Annotated in this window: 23 protein-coding genes; 11 read left to right on the top strand and 12 right to left on the bottom strand. The window is 59.6% G+C overall.

The window, feature by feature from the left end; translation table 11 throughout:
• Positions 1 to 128: 128 nt before the first annotated feature.
• Both GIW69_RS04335 and GIW69_RS04330 read left to right on the top strand, forming a co-directional pair.
• On the top strand, positions 129 to 401 hold the full coding sequence (locus GIW69_RS04335) for a DUF4242 domain-containing protein (protein WP_236480895.1): 273 nt from the start codon (positions 129 to 131) through the stop codon (positions 399 to 401).
• 33 nt (positions 402 to 434) lie between these two features.
• A complete protein-coding gene (locus tag GIW69_RS04330; protein WP_236480894.1) occupies positions 435 to 1,247 on the top strand; it encodes a class I SAM-dependent methyltransferase in 813 nt (270 codons plus the stop codon).
• Between the two features lie 37 nt (positions 1,248 to 1,284).
• Here GIW69_RS04330 and pcsA read toward each other — a convergent pair whose 3' ends face one another.
• Positions 1,285 to 1,992 carry a phosphatidylcholine synthase gene (gene pcsA / locus GIW69_RS04325; protein ID WP_236480893.1) on the bottom strand — a complete coding sequence of 236 codons (708 nt, stop codon included), beginning with the start codon at positions 1,990 to 1,992 and terminating at the stop codon, positions 1,285 to 1,287.
• 270 nt (positions 1,993 to 2,262) lie between these two features.
• Here pcsA and GIW69_RS04320 point away from each other — a divergent pair, with 270 nt between their 5' ends.
• Positions 2,263 to 3,015: a tellurite resistance TerB family protein gene (locus GIW69_RS04320; protein WP_236480892.1), complete on the top strand. Its 753-nt coding sequence runs from the start codon at positions 2,263 to 2,265 to the stop codon at positions 3,013 to 3,015.
• Between the two features lie 186 nt (positions 3,016 to 3,201).
• Positions 3,202 to 5,799 carry a DNA ligase D gene (gene ligD / locus GIW69_RS04315; RefSeq protein ID WP_236480891.1) on the top strand — a complete coding sequence of 866 codons (2,598 nt, stop codon included), beginning with the start codon at positions 3,202 to 3,204 and terminating at the stop codon, positions 5,797 to 5,799.
• On the opposite strand, the gene GIW69_RS04310 is transcribed toward ligD, so the two are convergent.
• Positions 5,800 to 6,201: a hypothetical protein gene (locus tag GIW69_RS04310; protein WP_236480890.1), complete on the bottom strand. Its 402-nt coding sequence runs from the start codon at positions 6,199 to 6,201 to the stop codon at positions 5,800 to 5,802.
• 94 nt (positions 6,202 to 6,295) lie between these two features.
• Complete coding sequence (locus GIW69_RS04305) at positions 6,296 to 6,610, bottom strand: DUF2388 domain-containing protein (RefSeq protein WP_236480889.1); 315 nt, start codon at positions 6,608 to 6,610, stop codon at positions 6,296 to 6,298.
• Positions 6,611 to 6,768: 158 nt separating this feature from the next.
• Here GIW69_RS04305 and GIW69_RS04300 point away from each other — a divergent pair, with 158 nt between their 5' ends.
• Positions 6,769 to 6,969 (top strand): hypothetical protein, encoded by a 201-nt coding sequence (locus GIW69_RS04300; RefSeq protein ID WP_236480888.1) that lies wholly within the window; start codon positions 6,769 to 6,771, stop codon positions 6,967 to 6,969.
• A gap of 11 nt (positions 6,970 to 6,980) precedes the next feature.
• On the opposite strand, the gene sodC is transcribed toward GIW69_RS04300, so the two are convergent.
• The gene (gene sodC / locus GIW69_RS04295) at positions 6,981 to 7,499 is read right to left on the bottom strand and encodes a superoxide dismutase [Cu-Zn] SodC (RefSeq protein ID WP_236480887.1); all 519 of its coding nucleotides are present in this window, start codon (positions 7,497 to 7,499) and stop codon (positions 6,981 to 6,983) included.
• A gap of 428 nt (positions 7,500 to 7,927) precedes the next feature.
• Here sodC and GIW69_RS04290 point away from each other — a divergent pair, with 428 nt between their 5' ends.
• A complete protein-coding gene (locus tag GIW69_RS04290) occupies positions 7,928 to 9,244 on the top strand; it encodes a hypothetical protein (protein WP_236480886.1) in 1,317 nt (438 codons plus the stop codon).
• A 96-nt stretch (positions 9,245 to 9,340) separates the two neighbouring features.
• On the opposite strand, the gene GIW69_RS04285 is transcribed toward GIW69_RS04290, so the two are convergent.
• Positions 9,341 to 9,772 (bottom strand): nuclear transport factor 2 family protein, encoded by a 432-nt coding sequence (locus tag GIW69_RS04285; protein ID WP_236480885.1) that lies wholly within the window; start codon positions 9,770 to 9,772, stop codon positions 9,341 to 9,343.
• Positions 9,773 to 10,278: 506 nt separating this feature from the next.
• Between GIW69_RS04285 and mqo the strand changes: the two genes are divergently transcribed.
• The gene (gene mqo, locus GIW69_RS04280; protein WP_236480884.1) at positions 10,279 to 11,922 is read left to right on the top strand and encodes a malate dehydrogenase (quinone); all 1,644 of its coding nucleotides are present in this window, start codon (positions 10,279 to 10,281) and stop codon (positions 11,920 to 11,922) included.
• A gap of 88 nt (positions 11,923 to 12,010) precedes the next feature.
• Here mqo and GIW69_RS04275 read toward each other — a convergent pair whose 3' ends face one another.
• The 4 genes from GIW69_RS04275 to GIW69_RS04260 all read right to left on the bottom strand — a co-directional run bounded on the left by GIW69_RS04275 (position 12,011) and on the right by GIW69_RS04260 (position 15,911).
• The gene (locus tag GIW69_RS04275) at positions 12,011 to 12,442 is read right to left on the bottom strand and encodes a nuclear transport factor 2 family protein (RefSeq protein ID WP_236480883.1); all 432 of its coding nucleotides are present in this window, start codon (positions 12,440 to 12,442) and stop codon (positions 12,011 to 12,013) included.
• Positions 12,443 to 12,823: 381 nt separating this feature from the next.
• Positions 12,824 to 13,804, bottom strand: a complete 981-nt coding sequence (locus tag GIW69_RS04270) for a DMT family transporter (RefSeq protein WP_236480882.1) — start codon at positions 13,802 to 13,804, stop codon at positions 12,824 to 12,826.
• A gap of 167 nt (positions 13,805 to 13,971) precedes the next feature.
• Positions 13,972 to 14,832: a CAP domain-containing protein gene (locus tag GIW69_RS04265; protein WP_236480881.1), complete on the bottom strand. Its 861-nt coding sequence runs from the start codon at positions 14,830 to 14,832 to the stop codon at positions 13,972 to 13,974.
• Between the two features lie 308 nt (positions 14,833 to 15,140).
• Positions 15,141 to 15,911: an alpha/beta fold hydrolase gene (locus GIW69_RS04260; protein WP_236480880.1), complete on the bottom strand. Its 771-nt coding sequence runs from the start codon at positions 15,909 to 15,911 to the stop codon at positions 15,141 to 15,143.
• Between the two features lie 124 nt (positions 15,912 to 16,035).
• Here GIW69_RS04260 and GIW69_RS04255 point away from each other — a divergent pair, with 124 nt between their 5' ends.
• A complete protein-coding gene (locus tag GIW69_RS04255; protein WP_236480879.1) occupies positions 16,036 to 16,980 on the top strand; it encodes an aldo/keto reductase in 945 nt (314 codons plus the stop codon).
• On the opposite strand, the gene GIW69_RS04250 is transcribed toward GIW69_RS04255, so the two are convergent.
• On the bottom strand, positions 16,977 to 17,978 hold the full coding sequence (locus tag GIW69_RS04250; protein ID WP_236480878.1) for a LacI family DNA-binding transcriptional regulator: 1,002 nt from the start codon (positions 17,976 to 17,978) through the stop codon (positions 16,977 to 16,979). The two genes, GIW69_RS04255 and GIW69_RS04250, sit on opposite strands and share 4 nt — an antisense overlap.
• Positions 17,979 to 18,176: 198 nt before the next feature.
• On the opposite strand from GIW69_RS04250, the gene GIW69_RS04245 reads away from it, so the two are divergent.
• The 3 genes from GIW69_RS04245 to GIW69_RS04235 are packed head-to-tail and all read left to right on the top strand — an operon-like array spanning position 18,177 to position 21,683.
• Positions 18,177 to 19,310: a Gfo/Idh/MocA family protein gene (locus tag GIW69_RS04245; protein WP_236480966.1), complete on the top strand. Its 1,134-nt coding sequence runs from the start codon at positions 18,177 to 18,179 to the stop codon at positions 19,308 to 19,310.
• Complete coding sequence (locus GIW69_RS04240) at positions 19,307 to 20,401, top strand: sugar phosphate isomerase/epimerase family protein (protein ID WP_236480877.1); 1,095 nt, start codon at positions 19,307 to 19,309, stop codon at positions 20,399 to 20,401. Before GIW69_RS04245 ends, GIW69_RS04240 begins: the two co-directional genes overlap by 4 nt.
• Before the next feature lie 49 nt (positions 20,402 to 20,450).
• Positions 20,451 to 21,683, top strand: a complete 1,233-nt coding sequence (locus GIW69_RS04235; RefSeq protein ID WP_236480876.1) for a nucleoside permease — start codon at positions 20,451 to 20,453, stop codon at positions 21,681 to 21,683.
• Between the two features lie 15 nt (positions 21,684 to 21,698).
• Here the strand turns inward: GIW69_RS04235 and yghX are convergent, their stop codons facing one another.
• Both yghX and GIW69_RS04225 read right to left on the bottom strand, forming a co-directional pair.
• Positions 21,699 to 22,583: a YghX family hydrolase gene (gene yghX / locus GIW69_RS04230; RefSeq protein WP_236480875.1), complete on the bottom strand. Its 885-nt coding sequence runs from the start codon at positions 22,581 to 22,583 to the stop codon at positions 21,699 to 21,701.
• Positions 22,584 to 22,637: 54 nt separating this feature from the next.
• Positions 22,638 to 23,531 carry a LysR family transcriptional regulator gene (locus GIW69_RS04225; RefSeq protein ID WP_236480874.1) on the bottom strand — a complete coding sequence of 298 codons (894 nt, stop codon included), beginning with the start codon at positions 23,529 to 23,531 and terminating at the stop codon, positions 22,638 to 22,640.
• Positions 23,532 to 23,542: the final 11 nt, after the last annotated feature.

Genomic DNA, 23,542 nt, shown 5'->3' with positions numbered 1-23,542 from the left:
ATCGGCCAAAACACCGTTTTATGGAAACGCCGGACGACCGGCACAGACGCTGATCCGCCCCGGCGCGATAGTGGCCGGGGCAGGGCGCTGCCGTGCCTGTCATCCATAACAAGAAAAGCGAGGTTGCCATGCCGAAGTTCGTGATTGAACGCGAGATTCCAGGTGTCGGAAAGCTGTCGCAGCAAGAGCTCAAAGCCGTCTCGCAAACGTCTTGCCAGGCGCTGCAGGAACTCGGGCCACAGGTGCAGTGGCTGCAAAGTTATGTCACCGGCGACAAAATCTATTGCATCTACATTGCCCCCAACGAAGCACTGGTGCGCGAGCATGCCAGGCTCGGCGGATTTCCCGCCAACAGCGTGGCTCAGGTGATGACCGTCATCGACCCGACCACGGCCGAGTGAGCCTTGATCCCACCTGCAGCGGAGCATGATGAGATGAGCACTCCCATTGATCTCAACGCCCTGAAGGAACGCCAGAAAGTCGCCTGGGCCAGCGGCGATTACGCGGTGGTCGGCACGACCTTGCAGATCGTCGGCGAGAACCTTGCCGAAGCCTGCGATCTGCGTTGCGATGAAGAGGTATTGGACGTCGCCGCCGGCAACGGCAATGCCACCCTTGCCGCCGCACGGCGCGGCTGTCAGGTGATTTCCACAGACTACGTCGCGGCGTTGCTTGAGCGCGGCCAGGATCGCGCCCGGGCGGAGCATCTGGACGTCATGTTTCAAGTGGCCGACGCTGAGGCGCTGCCGTTCGCCGACAGCAGCTTCGACGCCGTGCTGTCGACGTTTGGCGTGATGTTCGCGCCGGATCAGCCCAAGGCGGCCGCCGAGCTGGCGCGGGTGTGTCGACACGGTGGAAGGATTGGCCTGGCCAACTGGACGCCGGAAGGTTTCGTCGGCCAGATGTTCAAGACGCTGGGGCGCCATGTGCCACCGCCGGCCGGCGCGCAACCGCCGTCAAACTGGGGCGCCGAAGCCTGGCTGCATGGGCAGTTCGATAACGGTCACTTTCTGATGCAGATCACCCGTCGCACCTTCAATTTCCGCTATCGCTCGGCGGCGCACTTCATCGATATTTTCCGCCACTGGTATGGGCCGGTACACAAAGCCTTCGCGGTTCTGCCACCCGAGGGCGCGCAGGCGCTGGAAGAGGATCTGACGGAACTGCTCAACCGGTTAAACCGGGGCGGGGAAGGTTCACTGGTGGTGCCAGGGGAATATCTGGAAGTGGTCATCACCAAACGTTAGCAACCATCAAACTGTAGGAGCCGGGCTTGCCCGGCTCCTACTCGATCCAGCCCAGCACCGTGCGCCAGATGCAGATGCCCAGAAAGTAAGCCGACATCAGCAGCCAGAGTCCCATCACCATGGGGTTGATGACTGGATGATTGACCACCAGCGACAGGCTGCACAGCAACCAGATCGCCGTCACCGCAATGTTGATCGGCATGAACCGACGAACCCGGAACGGGTGCAGGAATTTCATTTGCGTCACGGTCAACAGCGCCAGGCCAATCACGGTCAGAAAGGTAATCCACGGCCCGGGCCCAATGATGTAAAGGCACAGCGCCACGACGTTCCATGCCGCCGGGAAGCCTACGAAGTAGTTGTCCTTGCTCTTCATATTGACGTTGCAGAAGCAGAACAGTGACGACACCAGAATCAGCGACACCGTCAGCAACAGCGTGTATTCGGGCAAAGGGATATAGCGATAGATGAACAGCGCCGGAATGAACACGTAAGTCAGGTAATCGATCACTAGATCGAGAATCGAGCCGTCGAAGCTCGGCAGCACCGATTGCACATTGACCTTGCGCGCCAGTGCGCCGTCGAGGCCGTCAACGATCAGCGCCACACCGAGCCACATCAGGCAGTGGGTCGGCTGGTTTTCCAGCAGGGCGAGGGTGGCCATAAAGGCAGTGACCACGCCGGTCGCGGTAAAACCATGGGCGCCCCATGCTTTGAGTCTGGCGATGTGGACGGTCGAAATCACGGGGCGTTCTCCAGAAAATAAAGCAAGCCGACTTTTACCTTCAGGCACACCCTCAGACAAAAAGGGCACCGGCAAATCGGGTCGGGGTTGCAGCTATCGACCGGATTTACCGGGCTAAGGTTCACCGTTCATGAATCTTAGCTGGCCGGGAAAAAAATACGTTATGCAAAATAACATGGGTTCCCGGCGTCAGCCCAACGGTGCTGGCGCTACCGCCGTGGAGGACTATCGTTGCCTGACGCAGTTATTTCCTTGCCTGAGGACTTTGAAATGAACACGACCGATCTGCTCGAACAACTGCTGCGAGGCCAGGCCTCGGCAGGACAACAGCGCGGCGCGGCCGGGGGCGATAGTCTTGGCGGACTTGGTGGGTTGCTCGGCGGTCTTTTGGGGGGCGGCGGTTCGACCAGCGCCAGCGGTGGTGCAGCGGCCGGTGGCCTTGGCGGTTTGGGCGGTTTGCTTGGCGGATTGCTTGGCGGCGGTGGCGGCGCATTGGGTGGCGTATTGGGCGGCGGCACGCAAAGCCGCTCCGGTGGTGGCACCAACTATGCGGCACTCGCTTCGCTGGGGATGATGGCGTATCAGGCTTATCAAGCCTGGCAACGCAGCCAGACTGGCGCTCCACAGCAGATACCGCAAACCGCGAATTTGCTGGCCGGCCCGCAAGTCGAAGAACACAGTCATGCCGTGTTGCGCGCCCTGATCGCGGCGGCGAAAGCCGATGGCCGCATCGACGAATCCGAAAAGCACCTCATCAGCAGCGAAATCGGCAAGCACACTGACGACCCGCAATTGCAGCAATGGCTCGACGCCGAAGTCGCCAAACCGCTGGATCCCGCCGAGGTCGCCCAATCGGCACAAAACGATCCTGCCGTAGCGGCGGAAATGTACCTGGCGAGTGTCATGCTGGTAGACGACCAACAAGACACCGAGCGCAATTATCTCGATGAGCTGGCGGCAGCGTTGGGCATTGATCCTGAGTTGCAGGTGCATCTGGAGCAGCAGGCGCATAAACCTTTATAACGTCAAAAAATCGCAGCCTGTGGCAGCTTCTACACAGAGATCGATATTCATCCTGTAGGCGCTGCCACAGGCTGCGATCTTTGATCTTTGGACGCTCCATCCGTCCGGGGTCTTTTTTGTGGATTGAATTTTTCTCCGGTGATGCCGCTCTTCTGCATAAGAGAGCTCATCTGCACCGGAGGCGACATGAACAGGAACCTCGAAGACTACAACCGCATGCGCGACTTTTCGGCGACTTCGGAGCCGGCCGCAAAGCGTTCGGGGCGCCGGGCGGCAAAGGATCATGCCTTGCAGTTTTGCATCCAGAAACATGACGCCTCGCACCTGCATTACGACTTTCGCCTGGAGCTCGACGGTGCGCTGAAAAGTTGGGCGGTGCCGAAGGGACCGTCGCTGGATCCCAAGGTCAAGCGACTGGCGATTCATGTCGAAGACCATCCGCTGGATTACGCAAATTTTGAAGGCAGCATTCCCGAAGGCCACTACGGCGCCGGTGATGTGATCGTCTGGGATCGCGGCGTGTGGATCCCTCAGGATGATCCGGACAAGGCGTATGCCAAAGGCCGGCTCAAGTTCGAATTGCAGGGCGAAAAACTCGGCGGCATCTGGAATCTGGTGCGCACGCACATGCCAGGGAAAAAGGAGCAGTGGTTTTTGATCAAGCATCAGGACGATGCTGCCCGGCCCGCGGATGATTACGACGTGCTGGTCGCCGAACCCGACAGTGTGCTCAGCGATCGCACGATCATCTCCAAATTCGAAAAACCCAAACCCGTTAAAAAGACCCCGGCCAAGCCGCGCAAACAAGTGTCAGGCCAGCTCAACGGCGCGCGTAAAGCCAAGCTCCCTGCACAGCTCAAACCGGAACTGGCCACTTTGGTCGAAAGCGCGCCGGAAGGGGAGTGGAGCTACGAAATCAAGTTCGACGGCTATCGGATTATGGCGCGTATCGACGGCGATAACGTTCAGCTGTTCACACGCAATGGCCATGACTGGACGCACAAACTCCCCAAACAGGCGGAGGCGCTGGCGGCGTTGGGTCTGGAATCGGCCTGGCTTGACGGCGAAATGATCGTCGCCAACGAACAAGGTGTGCCGGACTTTCAGTCCCTGCAAAACGCCTTCGATTCCGGGCGCAGCGGCAACATCGTTTATTACCTGTTTGACCTGCCTTATTTGAACGGCGTCGACCTGCGCGACGTGCCCGTACAGGAACGGCGCGCGGCATTGTCCACCGTGCTGCATGCCAGCGAGCAGCCGTTGCTGCGCTTCTCTGAAGCGTTCGACGAAACCCCGGATGCATTGCTCAACAGTGCCTGTCAGATGCAGATGGAAGGCCTGATCGGCAAGCGGATCGGCTCGTCCTATGTGTCACGCCGCAGCAGTGACTGGATCAAGCTCAAGTGCAAGCGCCGGCAGGAATTTATCATCGTCGGGTTCACTGATCCGAAGGGCACGCGCAACGCGTTTGGCGCGCTGCTGCTCGGCCTGCACGACGCGGACAGTGGTCAATTGCGTTACGCGGGCAAAGTAGGCACAGGCTTCAGCCAGGCAACGCTCGACACGATTCATGCGCAGCTCAAGCCGTTACTGGCGAAAAAACCTGCCGTGGTCAACCCGCCCAGCGGCTTCGATGCCAAAGGCGTGCATTGGTTAAAACCGACGCTGATGGCGGAAGTGGCTTTCGCCGAAATGACCAAGGACGGTTCGGTACGCCACGCCGTGTTCCACGGCTTGCGCAACGACAAGCCGGCCAAGGCGATCACTGAGGAAAAGGCGAAAGAAGTGAAGACTGCAACCGAGAAGAAAACCACCGCCACCGCCAAGAAAGCACCGGCGAAAAAAAACGCTTCCAGCAAAAAAACGGCGGCCGAAACAGCGCCGTCCAAAGCGAAACTTGCCAACGGAAAAGTCCGCATCACGCACCCGGAACGGGTGATTGACGCCACCAGCGGCACCACCAAAATGCAGCTGGCCGAGTATTACGCCAGCGTTGCCGAATACATTTTGCCGCAGCTCAAGGATCGCCCGGTCGCGTTGGTACGGGCGCCGGATGGCATCGCCGGCGAACTGTTTTTTCAGAAAAACGCCGAGCGGCTGGCGATTCCCGGCATTACTACGCTGGATAAAGACGTCACCGGCCAACCCGTGATGATCATCAACAACGCCGAAGCATTAATCGGTGCAGTGCAGATGAGCACCGTGGAAATGCACACCTGGAACGCCACCACGGTCGATCTCGATAAGCCCGACCGCTTCATCCTTGACCTCGACCCGGATCCGGCGTTGCCCTGGAAAAGCATGGTCGAGGCGACCAGTCTGACCCTGACATTGCTGGACGAACTGGGCCTGAAGGCGTTCCTCAAAACCAGTGGTGGCAAGGGCATTCACATCGTTGTGCCGCTGACCCGAAAACTCGGCTGGGACGACGTAAAAGACTTCAGCCATGCCATCGTCAGTCACATGGCCAAGCTCATGCCTGATCGATTTTCCGCGGTGTCCGGACCGAAAAATCGTGTGGGGAAAATCTTCATTGATTACCTGCGCAACGGCTTGGGCGCCACCACCATTTGCACGTATGCGGCGCGCACCCGCGACGGTCTGCCGGTGTCGGTGCCGGTGTTTCGCGAGGAAGTGGAGGAACTCAAGAGCGGTAGCCAGTGGAACATCCACAATGTGCATGAACGGCTGGCGGAAGTCGGCGATGAGCCTTGGTCAGACATGAAGAAAACCCGTCAAAACATCACGGCAGCGATGCGCAAACAACTGGGCATGAAAAAGTGATCAGGCGTCGCGCAGCAAGTCGTGGGCGTTGAGCAGTTCGAAGGCAATCTGCGGGTTTTTTTTCAAGCCCCGGCGAATCGCTGCCGGAATCGACTGTCGGGTCTTGCGACACAGGCCCGGCAGTTCCTCGATTTGAATATCAATACCGAGCATGGTGCGCACTTCGTTGAAACCCGGGGCGATGGCCACCCGCACGCCCAGTTGCTCGTACAAACGCTGTTGCAGGCGTTCGAGATCAGCCAGGCTTCGCAGGTTTTCCAGACGTTCGAGCAGGCGTTTTTCCTCCTGACGGGTCAGCAGGAGGACGCGCACATCCGCACCCGGGGTTTCGAGCAGCGGATCGCGTCCGCAGTCGCAGGCACCGGGAGGGCAGGGGGAACGAATGGGAACGGAGGTCGTCATGGCCTCCATCATAGAGGCCGTTCGACTATTTTGCCCATGGGCGTCCCGGCACCATCCATCGGCAGTGCATGAAGCAGGCGATCAAACCGTTGCGCTACTGCGCAGGGCCTTCGTAATGCACAAGGATGGCATTGGCCAGCTCTTCATCACTGGCGGTCAGATCCGGATGGCTCTGGCGAACCTGTTGCAGCGCCGATTCGACATAAACGCTACGAATGGCACCGCCACTGGCGACGAATGCAGACAAATCGTCACGGGCAGGAATCACCATTTTGTCGTCTTTGAAAGTTGAGTACAGCGACGCGGAAACACCGGCCGAGGTAGCAACATCCCCTGCGTCCACGCGGGCCAGGGCCGAGCCGAAGGGCAAGCAAAGTAAAAGCGACGAAACAATAACTAAGTGGCGCATGACGGTGATCCTCCAGCGTGAAACAAATGGGAAATACCACATAACGTGAGAGGCGCGAGGTGCAGCGGAGTTCCCTGACGGGCGATGAAGCGAATCGAGGGGCCCTGTAAAACCACGCTGATCCGCGCTTCGAAGCGGGCCTCTTACTGGGGTTTTCATTGCTGGTGACTGCACTCGGCGTTGCCCCGCGCAGTCGTGTGGACTGGGCTGATCGATGGATCGGCGGTGCCTGTCTGGGCGACGACATCGCCAGACCTTCGTCGGCCGCAAGTGATTCGCAAAAAGACATGGCGCTGGTCTTGGCCGGCGCCATGCTGGCTTCGTTTTTCAGCGGGAATTATCGCTTGGCGTTACGCTGAACAGCGGCGCTTCAAATCACCCCGCAGGCCACTCGATCACCGCCACCGCCCAACGGCTTCGGCATGTCCGAATGGTTGTCGCCGCCGGCATGCACCATCAGCGCATGGCCCTTGATTTCGGCCAGGGTTTTGATGCGTGGAGCGAGCACCGGATAGTTGGCAATACCGTCGGCGGTGACATAAACCGCCGGCAGATCGCCGAGGTGGCCATCGGCATAAGGGCCGAGGTGCTTGCCGGTTTTCTGTGGATCGAAATGCCCGCCCGCCGCCAATGCGGCGCCTTTGACGCCATCTTTTGTGCCCGCATCGCAACTGGCTTTTTCATGTACGTGAAAACCGTGCACACCGGCCGGCAGGGATTTCAAGTTGGGGGTGAATTGCAGGCCGTAAGCCGTCTCGCTGATCGTGACCGAGCCGATCGGCTGCGGCGCACCGTCGGCGCTGACCAGATTCATGGCGACTTCCTCGCTCGCCGCTTGGGCCGTGCCGAGGGCGAAAGTAGCGATCAAACCGAATAGCACGCGTTTCATGGGCGTCTCCTTTTGCTGCATGAGGTTTTAGGCAACGAAAGGTGTGACTGGTGATGCGCCGCGAAAGTTTTTTTGCCTTTGCGTGCAATTGTGTCTGGGCTGGCGCCTTCGCTGGCAAGCCAAGCTCCCACAGGGCTCTGGGCCGTTACCGGATCCTGCGTCCGCTAAAGATCTCACTGTGGGAGACTCACACAGGTTTCATTGTCGTTAATCAAACCTCGCAAACACAGCAAACCTTGTAGGAGCCTGGCTTGCCAGCGAAGAGGCAACTACGGACAGGTTGGCGAGAACTGGCCTCAAAAGATCTCGATTTGACCTGCAAGGACAGCACAACCTGTCAGGTTTGACAGGTGCGCTTTTATTCCCTCGGGTGTTCCATTGGCGGTGCGGATTCGATCGAAAATCCCGCCACTTGATGGAGATACGTCATGAGCAAGAAGAATGTAGCCCCCGGTACTCTCGACCCAACGTTTGGTAATCAAGGGGCCGTTCGACTGCCATTTCCGGGATTTCCTGAATTTGATGTGAGATCAGTTTTGGAACTTCCCGACAAAAAGTTGTTGGTTGCCACGGTCGGATGGATCCAGGAGCCCGCACGAATCTGGCGATTGAATGAGGACGGCACACTCGATACTCAATTTGGTGATGGCGGTGCCTTGGACATTGCTTTGAAAAATGCCGAGATGTATTTCATCAGCGCGTTTTCTGCATTGAGCAATGGCGGATGGTTAATAGCGGGTAGCTATCTTGCAACGGACAATGTGACTGGCCTTGCGCTTGTGCGATTCCGCGCGGATGGCCAACTCGATGAGTCATTCGGAGAACAGGGGGTGCGTTTTCTTCCATACGATGAAATGGGCCAGCCTGACAAAGCTGGATCACAGAAACGTCGCCGGATGATGGCGCGAAATCCGGTTGGCTCAGGGCACAACGTTGCGCAGCAAGTGGACGGCAAAATAGTTTTTGTAACCAGCGTCTACATGGAAGAGATTGATACGTTTAAAGGAATCGTACTTCGTTTCAATCCGGATGGCTCTAATGACAACACCTTCAACGATCATGGTTTCGCGATCATTGATATTGAAGATGACGCCACATTCGGCGTGTATGGACTGGGCGTCGCAACTCAGCCTGACGGGAAAGTAGTGGCGTGCGGCAGGTTCATTACCAGCAGTCCGTTTATTCAGCGCGGCTTTATTGTCCGGTTTGATGAAGCCGGTCGCCTGGATGGCGAGTTCAACAAGGGCGCTCCTGTCATCGTTGCCCATGAAAACTCGGTCATATTGGAGGCAGTGACCATTCGTAAAAACGACGGTGCGATTATTGCCGTAGGGTCTGCCGCTCGAGTGGGCGTTATGTTAGGCGCGATCGTTGTACTGAACAGCAGTGGCAGCTTCAATCTTGTATTCAATAATGGAAAACCGCTGATATCTAATTTCGCACCTGCCGGGGGACATTGGAGGTTCTGCGACGCGAAGCCGGACGGGTCTATTCTAGTTGCAGGTTATTCCAGCATTCGCCTGATCAATTCAAGTGACGCATTCATGACTGCTCGTTATCTTGCGAACGGCAGTCTGGATCCGCTGTTCAACGGTCAGGGCTATGCGGTATTTGATGATGAGTTGCCGCTGTTTTTGCGGCATGTGGCGCTATTGAAGGATGATCGGATCGCTGCTTGTGGCGAGATTCGGACGCCGGATTCCATGAGCATTGTTGGCGGCTGGATTGTCCGCTACCAAGTGTGATGACACCCGATAGCGATCCGGCAATCGAGATGATTTGATGCACTCAAGCGACTACGATCAATAGCTCTGCCCGCGTAGGGCAGAGCTATTGATCAATCAGAATTTAAACGCCTGACGCCCCACCAGCAGCCACTTCCCATCCTGCTTCTGCCAGATCTGGAAGTTCTCGATCTCCGTCGGAATCACCTCGGTACCTTTCAACGCCTGCGCCGAGAAATGATGGCGAACCAACGCGGTATCTCCAGACAGGGTAATGGTTTGTTTCTGCATTTCCAGCGTCTTGAAAGCGCTGCGGCCGGTTTCGATATCAGCGATGAATTCTTTCTTGTCCTGGATTTTGCCGCTGGAGTGGCCGTAAGTAAGATTGTTTGCAGTGAGCGCATTCAGCTCGGCGATGTTTTTATGCAGCATCGCTTGCGTCAGGTGATCGACCGCTTGGGCCACATCCTTTTCAGCCGGGGCAGGGGCGGCGATGACGGCGCCACTGAACGCGCAGATGAATCCGATCAACAGTCTGGTGTTTTTCATGGAAATTTCCTTGTTGTTATCAGTTGGATGAATGACTTGTTTGTCAGTCGTCGTACAACTTAGCAGGATATTTCAGGGATAGGCAGAGGACAATAGCGGCCATACCACTGAAAGGTTTCAGCCAAAACGATTGCTAGCAGTCATGTTCGAGGAATAACGGCCGATAGGTTGCCAGGTGCAAACAGACTGTCAGGTCGGGAACAGACGCCCGGGTGCGTCCTGACGTGATATTCTGCGCGCCAACTTGTTTTGACCTCATTCAGTTTGCCTGCCTGCGCGCGGGCAGACGGAATCACTGTCGCTCAAGTAGCTGAAGCCAATAATGATAAGAAGTCAGTTCAGAAGGGACATATAACTGAGGTCGGCGCTGCCCGTCGGCCTTGTGTGCCCACCCGTCAATATTGAAGTGTGCAGGGGTCCGCGATGCCAGCCTGAGCGTTGCAAACCAGGGCGTCTCACACAGATAACAGCGGCGGTTGGAAGGCGTTTTATCATAGGTGCTACAGATGTTTAAGAAAGTGAACACGGCCTTGCTGGGGCTGGCTTTGTCGATGGGGCTGTCGTCCGTGCACGCGGAAGACGCCAAGAAGGTTGATGTGCTGTTGATCGGCGGCGGCATCATGAGCACCACTTTGGGTGTGTGGCTCAATGAGCTGGAACCGGACTGGTCGATGGAAATGGTCGAGCGTCTGGACGGCGTCGCGCTGGAAAGCTCAAACGGCTGGAACAACGCCGGTACCGGTCACTCCGCGCTGGCCGAGCTGAACTACACCCCGGAAGACGAGAACGGCAAAGTGTCGATCCCGAAAGCCGTTGAAATCAACGAAGCGTTCCAGATCTCCCGTCAGTTCTGGTCGTGGCAGGTTCAGCAGGGCGTTCTGAAAAACCCTCGCTCGTTCATCAACACCACGCCGCACATGAGCTTTGTGTGGGGCGATGACAACATCAAGTTCCTGAAAAAGCGCTACGAAGCCCTGCAAGCGAGCCCGCTGTTCGCCGGCATGCAGTACTCCGAAGACCCGGCTGTGATCAAGAAGTGGGTTCCGCTGATGATGGAAGGGCGTGACCCGAACCAGAAAATCGCGGCCACCTGGAGTCCGTTGGGCACCGACATGAACTTCGGCGAAATCACCCGCCAGTTCGCCGGTTACCTGCAGACCAAGCCTAACTTCAACTTGAAACTGTCGAGCGAAGTGCAAGACATCACCAAGAACGAAGACGGCACCTGGCGCGTCAGCTACAAAAACCTGAAAGACGGCACCAAGACTGAAACCGACGCCAAGTTCGTGTTCATCGGCGCCGGCGGTGGTGCACTGCACCTGCTGCAGAAGTCGGGCATTCCAGAAGCCAAGGAGTATGGCGGCTTCCCGGTGGGTGGTTCGTTCCTCGTGACTGAAAACCCGACCATCGCCGAGCAACACTTGGCCAAGGCCTACGGTAAAGCGTCGGTGGGCTCTCCGCCAATGTCCGTGCCGCACCTGGACACCCGTGTCCTGGACGGCAAGCGCGTCATCCTGTTTGGCCCGTTCGCGACCTTCAGCACCAAGTTCCTGAAAGAAGGTTCGTACCTGGATCTGCTGACCAGCACCACCACCCACAACATCTGGCCGATGACCAAGGTCGGCATCAAGGAATACCCGCTGGTCGAGTACCTTGCTGGCCAACTGATGCTGTCGGATGAAGACCGTATGAACGCGCTGAAGGAATACTTCCCGAACGCCAAAGCCGAAGACTGGCGCCTGTGGCAAGCCGGCCAGCGTGTGCAGATCATCAAGCGTGATGAAGCTGCCGGCGGCGTGCTGAAACTGGGCACCGAAATCGTCGCTTCGCAAGATGGCTCCATCGCCGGCCTGCTGGGCGCATCGCCAGGCGCGTCGACCGCTGCACCGATCATGCTGAGCGTGCTGCAGAAAGTCTTCAAAGACAAAGTCGCAACGCCTGAGTGGCAATCCAAGCTGCACCAGATCGTCCCAAGCTACGGCACCCAGCTGAACAACGATCCGGCGAAAGTGGCTGAAGAATGGGCGTACACCGCCAAGGTTCTGCAACTGCCAACGCCACCGGTGATTGGTCAGGTTGTAGCGCCGACTGCGACGGCCGAAAAGGCTGAAGCACCGAAGGAAAGCGCTTCGCGTGATATGGCTCTCTAACCAATAGCCTGAAACGAAAAAGCCCACTGAACCGGCAACGGTCAGTGGGCTTTTTATTTGCTTGTGTAGGAGCTGCCGCAGGCTGCTCCTACGCGTTCTTTGTGTTTGCCAGGTAGGCGCCGAGGCGTTTGCCCATTTCTTCGCCCAGCGCCTGCAGCCCGCTCAACGGGCGCACCATGACTTCGAATTCGACGATTTTTCCTTGTTCGTTGAAGCGGATCATGTCGATGCCTTTCAGTTGTTTTTCGCCGACCTTCGCGCTGAACTCCAGGACGACGTTCAAACCGTCCGCCGTCGCCAGTTCTCGATGGTATTGGAAGTCTTCGAACACATTGAAAACCGTATTGAGGATCATGCTGACCACATGGGCGCCGGGGTAGGGCGTGTGGGCCATGGGCGAGCGGAATATCGCTTGCGGGTCGAGCAGTTCGGGCAGCGCCTTGAGGTCGCCGGTGCGGATCATGTCGTGCCAGCGGCTCAGGGCTTCAGCGCTGTTGGGGTGCAGGTTGAGGTCGGACATGGGCAGTACCTGGGTTTTTGTTGTTTTGGCAATGGCGAAGACTTTAGATCAATGAAGGTGAAAAGGCAGGCTGGTGTGTCGCGCTGAATGCCGGGGTATAGGCGTCCGGTTTTTTCTGATCCGTATTTTTCGAAACAATCTGCATCTGTCACGAGATCAGCCATCAGCCCACAATGCGCCGGTCTTTCGGTCACCTGCGGCGATCTTTCATTCCGAAGCGTCTGGTGCACCGCAAACTGTTGAGGAGGCCTGTATGGCGAAGATGGCGTTTTTTCTGGGTGGATTTCTAATCTTGACCATCGGGATCGGCATACTTGCCACGATCTCTCCGGTGTAAAGAATCAAGGTCGCCGGCCTGCTGTCAGGGCGGCGACCGTCATTTCATTCCTGCGGTTGCTGCGCCTTCACACTTGACCGTTCAACTGATTCACGCTCGGCCTTGCGGTACGTCAAGAGCACAATCCCCGTCACCACAATCGCGCCGCCGAACACCTGACCGGGGCTGAGCATTTGGTCGAGAACGATCCAGCCAATCAACAAGGTCGCCAACGGTTCGATATTCATTACCGGTGCGTTGCGCGGCATGTCCAGGCGCGGGACGGAAACGAACAACACGATGAAACCGGTGCCGTAAAGCACCACCAACGTTGCCAGCGCGAGCCAACCGGTACGGGTTGCCGGGAGGTCGAGTCCGCCCGGCAGCACGTCGGCCATTCCCGCCACGTTGATGCTGCTGAAGACAATGAAGATCGTCATCAGACTGCGCACCGAACCGCGCACTTGAGACAACTTGTGATCGGTGATCCACAAGGCGCCGGCGAAGACACTGGCGGCGCAGAAGGCGAGGGCAACGCCGAGCAACCATTCGGGCCCGACGTCGGCGCTGCTGGACAAGCGCCCCGGCACATCCAGCACAAACACCAGACCCAACAAAATCACGCCCATCAGCGTCGCCGTGCGTGCGGTTGGACGCGGGCCACCCAGCGCCCACGTCAGCAGCGCCAGCAGGATCGGAAACACGTTGCCCACCAGCAACGCCAGCGCCACCGGCACCCGGGCGACCGCCGAATAAAGGCAGAGGCTCTGCGTGGCAATCAGTAACCCCAACAACAACTGCCAGCGCCACGCCCCCGGCGGCAACCGCAAACTTTGCCGCTGCCACACCACCAGCACCGCGAGCACCAGCAACGTGCCGCCGGAACGCATCAAAATCGCCAGCAGCACCCCGGCGCCATCATCGAAGGCCACGCGCGCGGCAATGTGGTTGCCGGCAAAGGCGCAACCCATGCACAGCAAAATCAGCACGGCGAGATGACGCGGGAACGGCGCGGGTGTGTCGGGCGAAGCAGTAAGGCGGGACATGGCAGAGTCTCAATTCAAGGGCGCCTCATACCTGAGGTCGCATCGTTATTATTAAGTCATCGTACAACTGCCATGGTTGTATCCCATTGGGAACCGCCGGGCAACCCGCAAAGTCTGGCAAACAGCTGCCGCCGGGTCGCAGCGCCTGCTAATGCAGCGTGCAACGATCATTGCCCCCCGAACACCATCGTCCAATAAACCCCGTTGTCGCTGCGCGCATCACTGGCAAACCCGGCACCGACCTGGCGGAACATGGGGTTCATCAGGTTGGCACAATGTCCGGGGCTCGCCAGCCAGCCGCTCATGGCCTTGCTTGGTGAGCTTTGCCCGGCGGCGATGTTTTCACCAATTTGCCGTCCCCGGTAACCGGCCGCACGAGCGCGATCGGCCGGCATGTTGCCATCGGGATCGCGGTGGGCAAAGTAGTTGCCGTAAGCCATGGCTTTGCTGTGCCTTTGAGCGGCGGCACCGAGGGCGGCGTTCCAGGTCAACGGGCGTGCGGCGGCGAAGCGCTGGCGACCACACATTCTCGGCCTGGCGCGGGCGGCGTTGACCTCGGCGAGCAAAGCCTTGGCAACGCTGCGGTTGTCGCCAGTGCGGCTGTCGAGCACAGGCCGCGCCAGCACCACTTGCCATTCGCTGCGCGCACGGCTCACGCCAATGTCGGCATATTGGCCGTCGAGCAAGGCGCTGCAATGATCCTCTTGCAGCATGTCGAAGGCCTCTTCGGCATCCCGTGCCCCGATGACACGAATGCTGCGCACCGACACCGCCGCGTATCCCGATGACTTCAATGCCTCACGCAGTCCGCCACCGTAGCCGACCGGCAGCGCCAGATTTGTTTTCAATGCCAGTGGCGCCAGACGCTTCGCCGGTTGCCGATTGCAGCCCCGTGGATGGGCACGAAAGTCATTGATGGCGGCCACCAGTTCCCGATCCGCACCGGCATGGGCGGGCGGGGCGAGCGAGGCAGACAGGATCAACAGGCACAGCGAAACGAGGCGAGACGAACGAACGGCGTGGCGCATGGGGCGGACAGCTCTGAGGAGTGCAACGCTAATAGGGGATTCGCCGCAGAACACGGCGCGAGTAGGACTGGGCTTTGTGGACTTGGTTCACGAAGGGCGAAAGTTTTGCGTCTGGGCCGACAAAGTGTTCAGTCAGTTGAGGTGATGGTGACCAGGCGGGCCTCTTCGCTGGCAAGCCAGGCTCCCACAGGGTTTGGTCATGCTTGCGGGTTTCGCGTCCACCGGTAATCCACTGTAGGAGCTTGGGGGCAGGGCGAAACCAGTGGGAGCTGGCCTGCCAGCGATGAGGCCGGTAGCAACATCCTCATTTAGCGATTCAATACATCTCCCATCCATTCCAGATACTGCGCCCGCTCGGATATCGAGTTATGCCCCGAATCCGGCACCACTTTGAGCGTCGCCACGCCATCGGGAAAACTGCCGAGCAACCGGTTGCTGCTTTCTCGCGCAATCACTTCATCGTCACTCGCCGCCAGCAGCAATGTCGGTACACGAACATGCGCTGCGTATTTGCCGGACTCGAAGCGATCCTTGAGCAGCCACTTCACCGGCGCCCACGGATATTGCCGTACCGCGAGTTCTTCGAGGCTGTCGTACGGCGTGATCAGAATCAACTGCGAGGCCGGACGCTGACTGGCCAGGCGCACCGCGACACCCGAGCCGAGGCTGCGGCCGATCACGGCAATCTGCGGGTTGCTGGCATACACCTGATCGAACAGCGCCAACGCATCCCGGGCAATCGCTTCTTCTGAGGGCGAACCACCACTGCCGCCAAAACCCCGGTAGTGCATCAGATATATCGCGTACCCGGAAAAGGCCTCGGAAAATTCCGGCAGATTGCGCGAGACGTCCTCGGCATTACCGCCGAAATAGATTAGCGCCTTCGATCCGGCGTGCTCGCGCGTGGTCACGCGAATTTCAGCGTCGGGCATCAAAAGCGTCAGCCGTGATTCCGGAGAGTCGAGGCTTGCAGGCTGCGGAAAATAGATCAGTGAACGCTGAAAAAAGAACAGCGCCACGCACAGCGCCAGGTACACGGCGACGATCAATGCGACGAGTGACACCAGGGTTCGTGACATTCGACTAACTTTAACGGGGCGCGCGGCCGTGATGGCCGCCGCAGGAGTGTCGCAGTGTAGTTCACGACGCTGCGCCATTGTGTGAACACAGCATGCAACAGATCAACGCAGCAGAGGATCAAGCGTGAGCCACACTGAAGGTTACTCCCGTCGTCGACTGCTCGCCCTGGCTGCCGGGGTTTCGGCGATCGTCACCTTGAACCGGGCGCTGGCCACCACGCCGGCGTCGACCGCCCCCGGAGGCCAGACCATGCAGACCCGCGACATTCCGTCGAGCACCGAACCGTTGCCGCTGGTGGGCCTGGGTACTTATCGCGGCTTCGATGTCGCCCCTGGCGATCCGGCTTATAAACAACTGCCGGCAGTGCTCGACGAGTTATTCCGCAAGGGCGGCACCGTGGTCGACAGCTCCCCGATGTACGGCCGCGCGGAAGAAACCACCGGCGAGCTGCTGTCGATCCATGAGCCGCGTTCCCCGGCGTTTCTCGCCACCAAGGTCTGGACGCGCGGGCGCGAGGAAGGTATCGCGCAGATGGAGCAGTCGTTCAGCCTGCTGCGCACCGACCGCATCGACTTGATGCAGATTCACAACCTGCTGGACTGGAAAACCCACTTGCCGACCCTGCGCGAATGGAAAGAGCAGGGCCGCATCCGCTACATCGGCATCACCCATTACACGCCGTCGGCCTACGACGAAGTCGAAGCCGTGCTGAAAGCCGAAAAACTCGACTTCCTGCAAATCAACTACGCACTTGATGATCGCGGCGTGGAAAAACGCATCCTGCCGCTGTGCCGCGAGCGAGGCGTGGCGGTGATTTGCAATCGGCCATTCGGCGGCGGCGGATTGCTTGCGCGCCTCAAGGGCAAACCGCTGCCGGGCTGGGCGTCCGATGTGCAGGTGAACAGTTGGCCGCAACTGGCATTGAAATTTCTGCTCGCGCACCCGGCAGTGAACTGCGTGATCCCGGGCACCGGCAACCCGCGCTACATGGCTGACAACGCCAGGGCCGGGTTCGGGCCGATGTTGACCGATGCCCAGCGTCATCAGTTGATTGCATTGTTGGATTAGGCCGCCGGCGGGGCACTGCTCTGGCGCACGGTCAGCTCAAAGGGCAATACCCGCTGACGTTCATCCAGCGATTGACCTTCGATCAGCCCAATGAGCATCTGCACGGCCAGTTCACCGAAGGTTTCCGCCGGTTGGGCGATGGTCGTCAACGGCGGGTCGCAGTAAGCGGCGAACGGGATGTCGTCGAAACCCACCAGTGACACGTCCTGTGGCACGCGTAAACCCAGTTGTTTGATCCGGTGCAACGCACCGATGGCCATTTCATCGTTTTCACAGAACAGCGCCGTGGGTCGATCACGCAGGGCGAGCATCGTCGCTGCGCCCTCGTCACCGGCCTTGAGCGTGAAGTCGCCATGGCAAATAAGCTCGGCGTCGCCGGGCAGATGGGCTGCGCGTAAGGCGTCTTCATAACCGGCAACCCGGTCCTGAGTCAGCGGACTGCTTTGCGGCCCCTTGATCAGCCCAATGCGGCGATGGCCGAGGGCAATCAAGTGCTCGGTCATGGCTCTGGCGGCGGCGCGATTATCCAGGCTGATTGTCGGATGGCGCGTGTCTTTCATCACCTCGCAGGCGTTGACCAGCGGTGGCGGTTCGACACCCGGCCCCAGGTTTTCGAACGGATCGCTGGCGCGCAACTGGATGACGCCGTCGGCCTGATGGGCATAAACCAGTTCGGCAAACTCGCGTTCAATGGCCTCGTCGCCCTGTGTGTCGCACAGCAGCAAGCGATACCCGGCCGCCTGCGCCGCTTGCTGGGCGCCGCTGATGACCCGGGCGAAGAACGTATTGGCAATCGCCGGCACCAGAATCACCAGGTTGCCGGTTTTGCGCGAACGAAACTGCACGGCCATCAGGTTCGGACGATAACCGGCTTGTTGCACGGCGGCGTTGACCTTGTCGCGGGTCTCGGGCAGCACGCGTTCCGGCGAGCGCAGGGTGCGCGACACCGTGGCCACCGACACGCCGGCCAGGCGCGCCACTTCGCGGATGTTGGACACGATCACCTCGTTGACGGGAAAGCAGGCCGCGAGCTTACCTCAGCAGCGCCTTCACACAAACTGCCGGACGGCGTTTGACACATGGCGATCACGGGCCTAGATTTGCGCCATGATGTAACCGGTTACATCGCCCGTAGAACCTGGACTTGCTCCTCAATTAAAAAAAGGCTCGCAATGCATACGGCAACGAAAATAAGAATGGGCATGGTCGGCGGCGGTGCTGGCGCATTTATCGGTCAGGCCCACCGTCAGGCTGCCGGCCTCGATGGCGGCTTTGAACTGGTGTGCGGCGCCTTCAGCCGCGATCCGCTCAACAATCGCGAGACGGGCGCCGCCCTCGGTCTGGCCGAATCGCGATGCTACAGCAACTGGCAACAATTGCTTGAAGCCGAGCAGGCATTGCCCGCCGAACAGCGCATGCAGCTGCTGGTGATCGTCACGCCCAATCATTTGCACGCACCGATTGCCGGTCGGGCACTGAGCGCAGGCTTTCACGTTTTTTCAGAGAAACCGGCAGCCTTGAGTCTCGCCGAGCTGATCGAATTGCAAACCGTCGCTCAAAACAGCGGCCGACTCTATGGCCTCGCCCACACCTACCTCGGTTATCCGATGGTGTGGCAGGCGCGGGACATGGTGCGCAGAGGCGTGATCGGCGACGTGCGCAAAGTCATCGTCGAATACCCGCAAGGCTGGCTCAGCCGCGACGTGGCGGGCGAGGGCAACAAGCAAGCCGAATGGCGTGACCGTCTGGAATTCTCGGGCCCGGGCGGCTGCCTCGGCGACATCGGCACCCACGCGTTTTCCCTCGCTGAATTTATCGCCGACCAAACCATCGAGCAGATCAGCGCCAGCCTCGGCGTGCATGTTCCCGGCCGACAACTGGATGACGACGCGGCGATGCTGATCAAACTCGCCAAGGGCGCCACCGGCGTGCTGCTGGCGAGCCAGGTCTGTGCCGGCGAAGAGAATCCGCTGAAGATTCGCCTCTATGGCGACAAGGGCGGCCTGGAATGGCGCCAGGAAGACCCCGCGAGCCTGATCCATCGATCCCTCGACCAACCGCTGCAAATCCTTCGTTCCGGCCTCGGCCAGCCGTGGCTGTGCGCCGCCGCGACGCAACGCATGCGCCTGCCCGCCGGGCATCCGGAGGGTTATCTGGAAGCCATGGCCAACCTCTACGGCGATTTCGCCCAAGCGATTCGCGGCGATGTCGGCGGTCATGACGCCCCCGGCGTGCCCGGTATCGAAGTGGGTCTACGCGGCATGGCCTTCATCGAAGCAGCGATTGCCAACCATCGCGGCGACGCTAAGTGGACGGCGATCACACCATGAATCCGGAGCCCATTTCCATGACTGAACATGACAAAGGCCTGCGCGGCCCGGCGATCTTTCTTGCTCAATTCATCAGCGAAGAAGCGCCGTTCGACAACCTCTGCAACATCGCTCAATGGGCCGCGTCCCAGGGTTACAAGGCGATCCAGCTGCCCACCCTCGGCACTCGCTACATCGATCTGGCGCGGGCTGCCGAGTCCCAGGATTACTGCGACGAACTGACTGCCGTGTGCGCTCGGGCCGGGGTGCAAATCAGCGAATTATCCACGCACCTGCAAGGCCAACTGGTGGCGGTGCATCCGGCGTTCGACGCGCTGTTCGATGACTTCGCTCCTGAGCATTTGCGCGGCCAGCCTCAGGCACGCACCGAGTGGGCGATCGAGCAACTGAAACTGGCCGCCCGCGCCAGCCAGCGCCTCGGACTCACGGCCCACGCGACGTTTTCCGGAGCGCTGCTGTGGCCATACGTTTACCCATGGCCGCAACGTCCGGCGGGACTGGTCGAGGAGGGGTTCGCTGAACTGGGCCGACGCTGGTTGCCGATCCTCGATGCCTTCGACGAGGCCGGTGTCGACCTGTGTTTTGAAATCCACCCCGGCGAAGACCTCCACGACGGCGCCTCATTTGAGCGGTTTCTGGAAGCGGTCGATCAGCATCCCCGTGCGGCGATTCTCTACGACCCGAGCCATCTGCTGCTGCAACAAATGGACTACCTCGGCTTCATCGATCGTTATCACGCGCGCATCCGCATGTTTCACGTCAAGGACGCCGAGTTCCGTCCGGATGCTCGATCCGGCGTTTACGGCGGTTATCAAGGCTGGGTAGACCGACCCGGACGCTTCCGTTCCCTCGGTGACGGGCAGATCGATTTCAAGGCCATTTTCAGCAAGCTCACTCAATACGACTACGACGGCTGGGCGGTGCTGGAGTGGGAATGCTGCCTCAAGGACGCGGCGCAAGGAGCGGCTGAAGGCGCGTCGTTCATCGAGCGGCACATGATCGACAAGGCCACCAAGGCGTTCGATGACTTCGCTGGCGTGACCTCGGATCGACAATCCAACCGGCGTCTTCTCGGCCTCGGCGACAGCTGAAGAAAACCGCTTCACGGTTAGCCACAACAACAATAAAACGGTGACTGAAATGACCACGATGAACGCACGCCTGAGCGTGATGATGTTTTTGCAGTTCTTTATCTGGGGCGGCTGGTTCGTGACCCTCGGCACGTTTCTGACGAGCAATCTGGGCGCCAGCGGCGGGCAGATCGGCATGGCGTTCTCGACCCAGTCCTGGGGCGCGATCATCGCGCCGTTCGTGATCGGGCTCATCGCCGACCGCTGGTTCAACGCCGAACGCATTCTCGCCGTGCTGCACCTGCTGGGCGCGGCGCTGCTGTATCGGTTGTACAGCGCGGCGGATTTTGCGGCGTTCTATCCGTTCGTGCTGGCCTACATGGTGATCTACATGCCGACGCTCGCTTTGGTGAACTCAGTGGCGTTCCGGCAAATGCGCGACCCGGCGCTGGAGTTTTCGCGAATCCGCGTGTGGGGCACGGTGGGTTGGATCATTGCGGGCCTGGTCATCAGTTTCGTGTTCGCTTGGGATTCCACGGCGTCCATCGCCGACGGTGCGTTGCGCAACACCTTTTTGATGGCGGCCATCGCGTCGCTGCTGCTGGGTCTTTACAGCTTTACTCTGCCGGCCACCGCGCCACTGAAACGCGAGTCCGGCAGTGTCGGTTTCAAGCAAATGCTTGGGTTGGATGCTTTGGGCTTGCTCAAGGATCGCAGCTACCTGGTGTTCTTCATCGCCTCCATCCTGATCTGCATCCCGCTGGCGTTTTATTACCAGAACGCCAACCCGTTTCTCGCCGAAATCGGCATGACCAACCCGACCGCGAAAATGGCCATCGGACAGGTCTCCGAAGTGCTGTTCATGTTGCTGCTACCGCTGTTCATCCAGCGTTTCGGTATCAAGTTGACGTTGTTGGTGGGCATGCTGGCGTGGGCGTTGCGCTACGCGTTGTTCGCTTATGGCAACAACGGTGATCTGGCGTTCATGCTGTTCACCGGCATCGCATTGCACGGTATCTGCTACGACTTTTTCTTCGTGTCGGGGCAGATCTACACCGACGCCAAGGCGTCCGAGCGTTTTCGCAGTTCGGCCCAAGGCCTGATCACGCTCGCGACTTATGGTGTTGGCATGTTGATCGGCTTTTGGGTGGCCGGGCAGGTGACCGATCATTACGCTGATGCGGGCGTGCACGACTGGCGCAGCATCTGGCTGTTCCCGGCGGGTTTCGCCCTCGCGGTGTTTGCCTGCTTTTTGCTGGCGTTCAATGGGCGGCAGGCAGTGGTGGCACCGTCGCGAGGTTGAGACGGCGGCCGGCTGTCAGGCCAGGTACTTGCGAAACCACCCCAGCGTCCGATCCCACGCCAACTGCGCCGCGGCTTCGTCATAGCGCGGCGTCGAGTCGTTATGGAAACCGTGGTTGGCGCCGGGATAGATGTGCGCTTCGTAGGTTTTATTCGCGGCTTTCAAGGCTTGCTCATAGGCCGGCCAGCCTTCGTTGATCCGCGTGTCGAGTTCGCCGAAATGCAGCATCACCGGCGCCTTGATGCGGGGCACATCCTTGGCTTCCGGTTGCCGGCCATAAAATGACACAGCCGCGCCCAGTTCCGGGTAGGCCACCGCGGCGGCATTCGCCACGCCACCGCCGTAACAGAAACCGGTGATGCCGACTTTGCTGACGCCGTCGTGCTGCATCAACCATTCGACGGCGGCGAAGAAATCGTTCATGAATTTTGTCGGATCGACCTTCGCCTGCAGGTCGCGACCCTTGTCGTCGTTGCCTGGATAGCCGCCAACCGAGGTCAAACCGTCCGGGGCGAGGGCGATGAAACCTGCCTTGGCCAATCGCCGGGCGACGTCTTCGATGTAGGGATTGAGCCCACGATTCTCGTGCACGACCACCACCGCCGGGCCTTTGCCGCTGGCCTTCGCCGGGCGCACGAGGTAGCCGCGCACCTCGCCGTGGCCCTTGGGTGACGGGTACGTGACGTACTCGGCGACAATCTCCGGGTCGGTGAACGCCACTTGCTCGGCCAGCGCATAGTTCGGGCTGAGACTGGCGAGCAGGGCACCCGCTGTGAGTCCGCCAAAGGTGAACAGCGCCGCGCGGTCGAGAAACTCACGGCGGTTGATCTTGCCGTGGGCGTAGTGGTCGTAAAGTTCGAGCAGTTCCGGGGCGAAGTCTTTGGCGGTGAGTCGGGTCATGGCGAGTCTCCTGTTCACGTAAATGTCCCCTGTAGGAACTGCTGCAGGGGGCCGTCATTGACGATAGCGTAGTGCTTCCAGCAGCAATGCAAAGGCCGGCGCTGCCTGACGTCGGCTCGGGTAGTAAAGGTGATATCCCGAGAACGTGGGGCACCAGTCTTCCAATACTTGCACCAGACGTCCGTCGCTGAGGTACGGCGCGACGATGTTTTCCGGAATGTAACTCAGGCCGAAACCGTCCAGCGCGGCATCGAGCAGGGGGTACACGCCGTTGAGAATGACTTGTCCGGAAACGCGTACGTTGAGGCGTTCTTCGTCCTTTTCGAACTCCCAGGTGTACAGGCCGCCATTGGTCGGCAACCGCAGGTTATTGCAGGCGTGGTTGGTCAGGTCGCGGGGCGTTTGCGGGGCAGGGCGCCTGGCGAAATAGTCGGGCGAACCGACCACCGCCATGCGCATGTCCGGGCCGATGCGGGTGGCGATCATGCCTTGCGCGACATCCTCACCGAGGCGGATGCCGGCATCGAACCCTTGCCCGGCAATGTCCACAAACCCGTAATCGCAGCAGACCTCCACGGCGATGTCCGGGTATTGGTGCAAGAACGTTTTGAGCACGGGGCGCAGCAGCCAGTCGAGCGAGTGATCGGTGGCGCTGATGCGGATCTTGCCGGCAGGGGTTTCGCGCAGATTGCTCAGGGCGGCGAGTTCCAGTTCGATCTCTTCGAAGCGCGGGCCGATGGTTTGCAACAAATGCTCGCCGGCTTCGGTGGGGGAGACGCTGCGGGTCGTGCGCGTCAGCAGGCGCAGGCCGAGGCGAGTTTCGAGGCTGCGGATGGTGTGGCTGAGCGCCGATTGCGATACGCCGAGTTTGGCGGCGGCTTTGGTAAAACTGCGCTCTCGCGCAACGGCGAGGAAAGCGAGCAGGTCGGTGGCGTTTTCACGGAGCATTGATGAGTAAC

The organism is Pseudomonas syringae (assembly GCF_021605415.1).
GTDB lineage: Bacteria > Pseudomonadota > Gammaproteobacteria > Pseudomonadales > Pseudomonadaceae > Aquipseudomonas > Aquipseudomonas syringae_S.
The sequence above is the reverse complement of the archived record's forward strand: the minus strand, read 5'-3'. Positions and strand labels throughout refer to the sequence as shown.

What these genes read in the sequence shown, in the direction of transcription:
- GIW69_RS04285 (WP_236480885.1), bottom strand. Translation starts at nt 9,772, where the DNA reads ATGAAAAACACCAGACTGTTGATCGGATTCATCTGCGCGTTCAGTGGC.
- GIW69_RS04320 (WP_236480892.1), top strand. Translation starts at nt 2,263, where the DNA reads ATGAACACGACCGATCTGCTCGAACAACTGCTGCGAGGCCAGGCCTCG.
- GIW69_RS04260 (WP_236480880.1), bottom strand. Translation starts at nt 15,911, where the DNA reads ATGTCACGAACCCTGGTGTCACTCGTCGCATTGATCGTCGCCGTGTAC.
- GIW69_RS04270 (WP_236480882.1), bottom strand. Translation starts at nt 13,804, where the DNA reads ATGTCCCGCCTTACTGCTTCGCCCGACACACCCGCGCCGTTCCCGCGT.
- GIW69_RS04265 (WP_236480881.1), bottom strand. Translation starts at nt 14,832, where the DNA reads ATGCGCCACGCCGTTCGTTCGTCTCGCCTCGTTTCGCTGTGCCTGTTG.
- yghX (WP_236480875.1), bottom strand. Translation starts at nt 22,583, where the DNA reads ATGACCCGACTCACCGCCAAAGACTTCGCCCCGGAACTGCTCGAACTT.
- GIW69_RS04310 (WP_236480890.1), bottom strand. Translation starts at nt 6,201, where the DNA reads ATGACGACCTCCGTTCCCATTCGTTCCCCCTGCCCTCCCGGTGCCTGC.
- GIW69_RS04225 (WP_236480874.1), bottom strand. Translation starts at nt 23,531, where the DNA reads ATGCTCCGTGAAAACGCCACCGACCTGCTCGCTTTCCTCGCCGTTGCG.
- GIW69_RS04305 (WP_236480889.1), bottom strand. Translation starts at nt 6,610, where the DNA reads ATGCGCCACTTAGTTATTGTTTCGTCGCTTTTACTTTGCTTGCCCTTC.
- GIW69_RS04275 (WP_236480883.1), bottom strand. Translation starts at nt 12,442, where the DNA reads ATGTCCGACCTCAACCTGCACCCCAACAGCGCTGAAGCCCTGAGCCGC.
- ligD (WP_236480891.1), top strand. Translation starts at nt 3,202, where the DNA reads ATGAACAGGAACCTCGAAGACTACAACCGCATGCGCGACTTTTCGGCG.
- sodC (WP_236480887.1), bottom strand. Translation starts at nt 7,499, where the DNA reads ATGAAACGCGTGCTATTCGGTTTGATCGCTACTTTCGCCCTCGGCACG.
- GIW69_RS04245 (WP_236480966.1), top strand. Translation starts at nt 18,177, where the DNA reads ATGGGCATGGTCGGCGGCGGTGCTGGCGCATTTATCGGTCAGGCCCAC.
- mqo (WP_236480884.1), top strand. Translation starts at nt 10,279, where the DNA reads ATGTTTAAGAAAGTGAACACGGCCTTGCTGGGGCTGGCTTTGTCGATG.
- GIW69_RS04240 (WP_236480877.1), top strand. Translation starts at nt 19,307, where the DNA reads ATGAATCCGGAGCCCATTTCCATGACTGAACATGACAAAGGCCTGCGC.
- GIW69_RS04235 (WP_236480876.1), top strand. Translation starts at nt 20,451, where the DNA reads ATGACCACGATGAACGCACGCCTGAGCGTGATGATGTTTTTGCAGTTC.
- GIW69_RS04290 (WP_236480886.1), top strand. Translation starts at nt 7,928, where the DNA reads ATGAGCAAGAAGAATGTAGCCCCCGGTACTCTCGACCCAACGTTTGGT.
- GIW69_RS04335 (WP_236480895.1), top strand. Translation starts at nt 129, where the DNA reads ATGCCGAAGTTCGTGATTGAACGCGAGATTCCAGGTGTCGGAAAGCTG.
- GIW69_RS04330 (WP_236480894.1), top strand. Translation starts at nt 435, where the DNA reads ATGAGCACTCCCATTGATCTCAACGCCCTGAAGGAACGCCAGAAAGTC.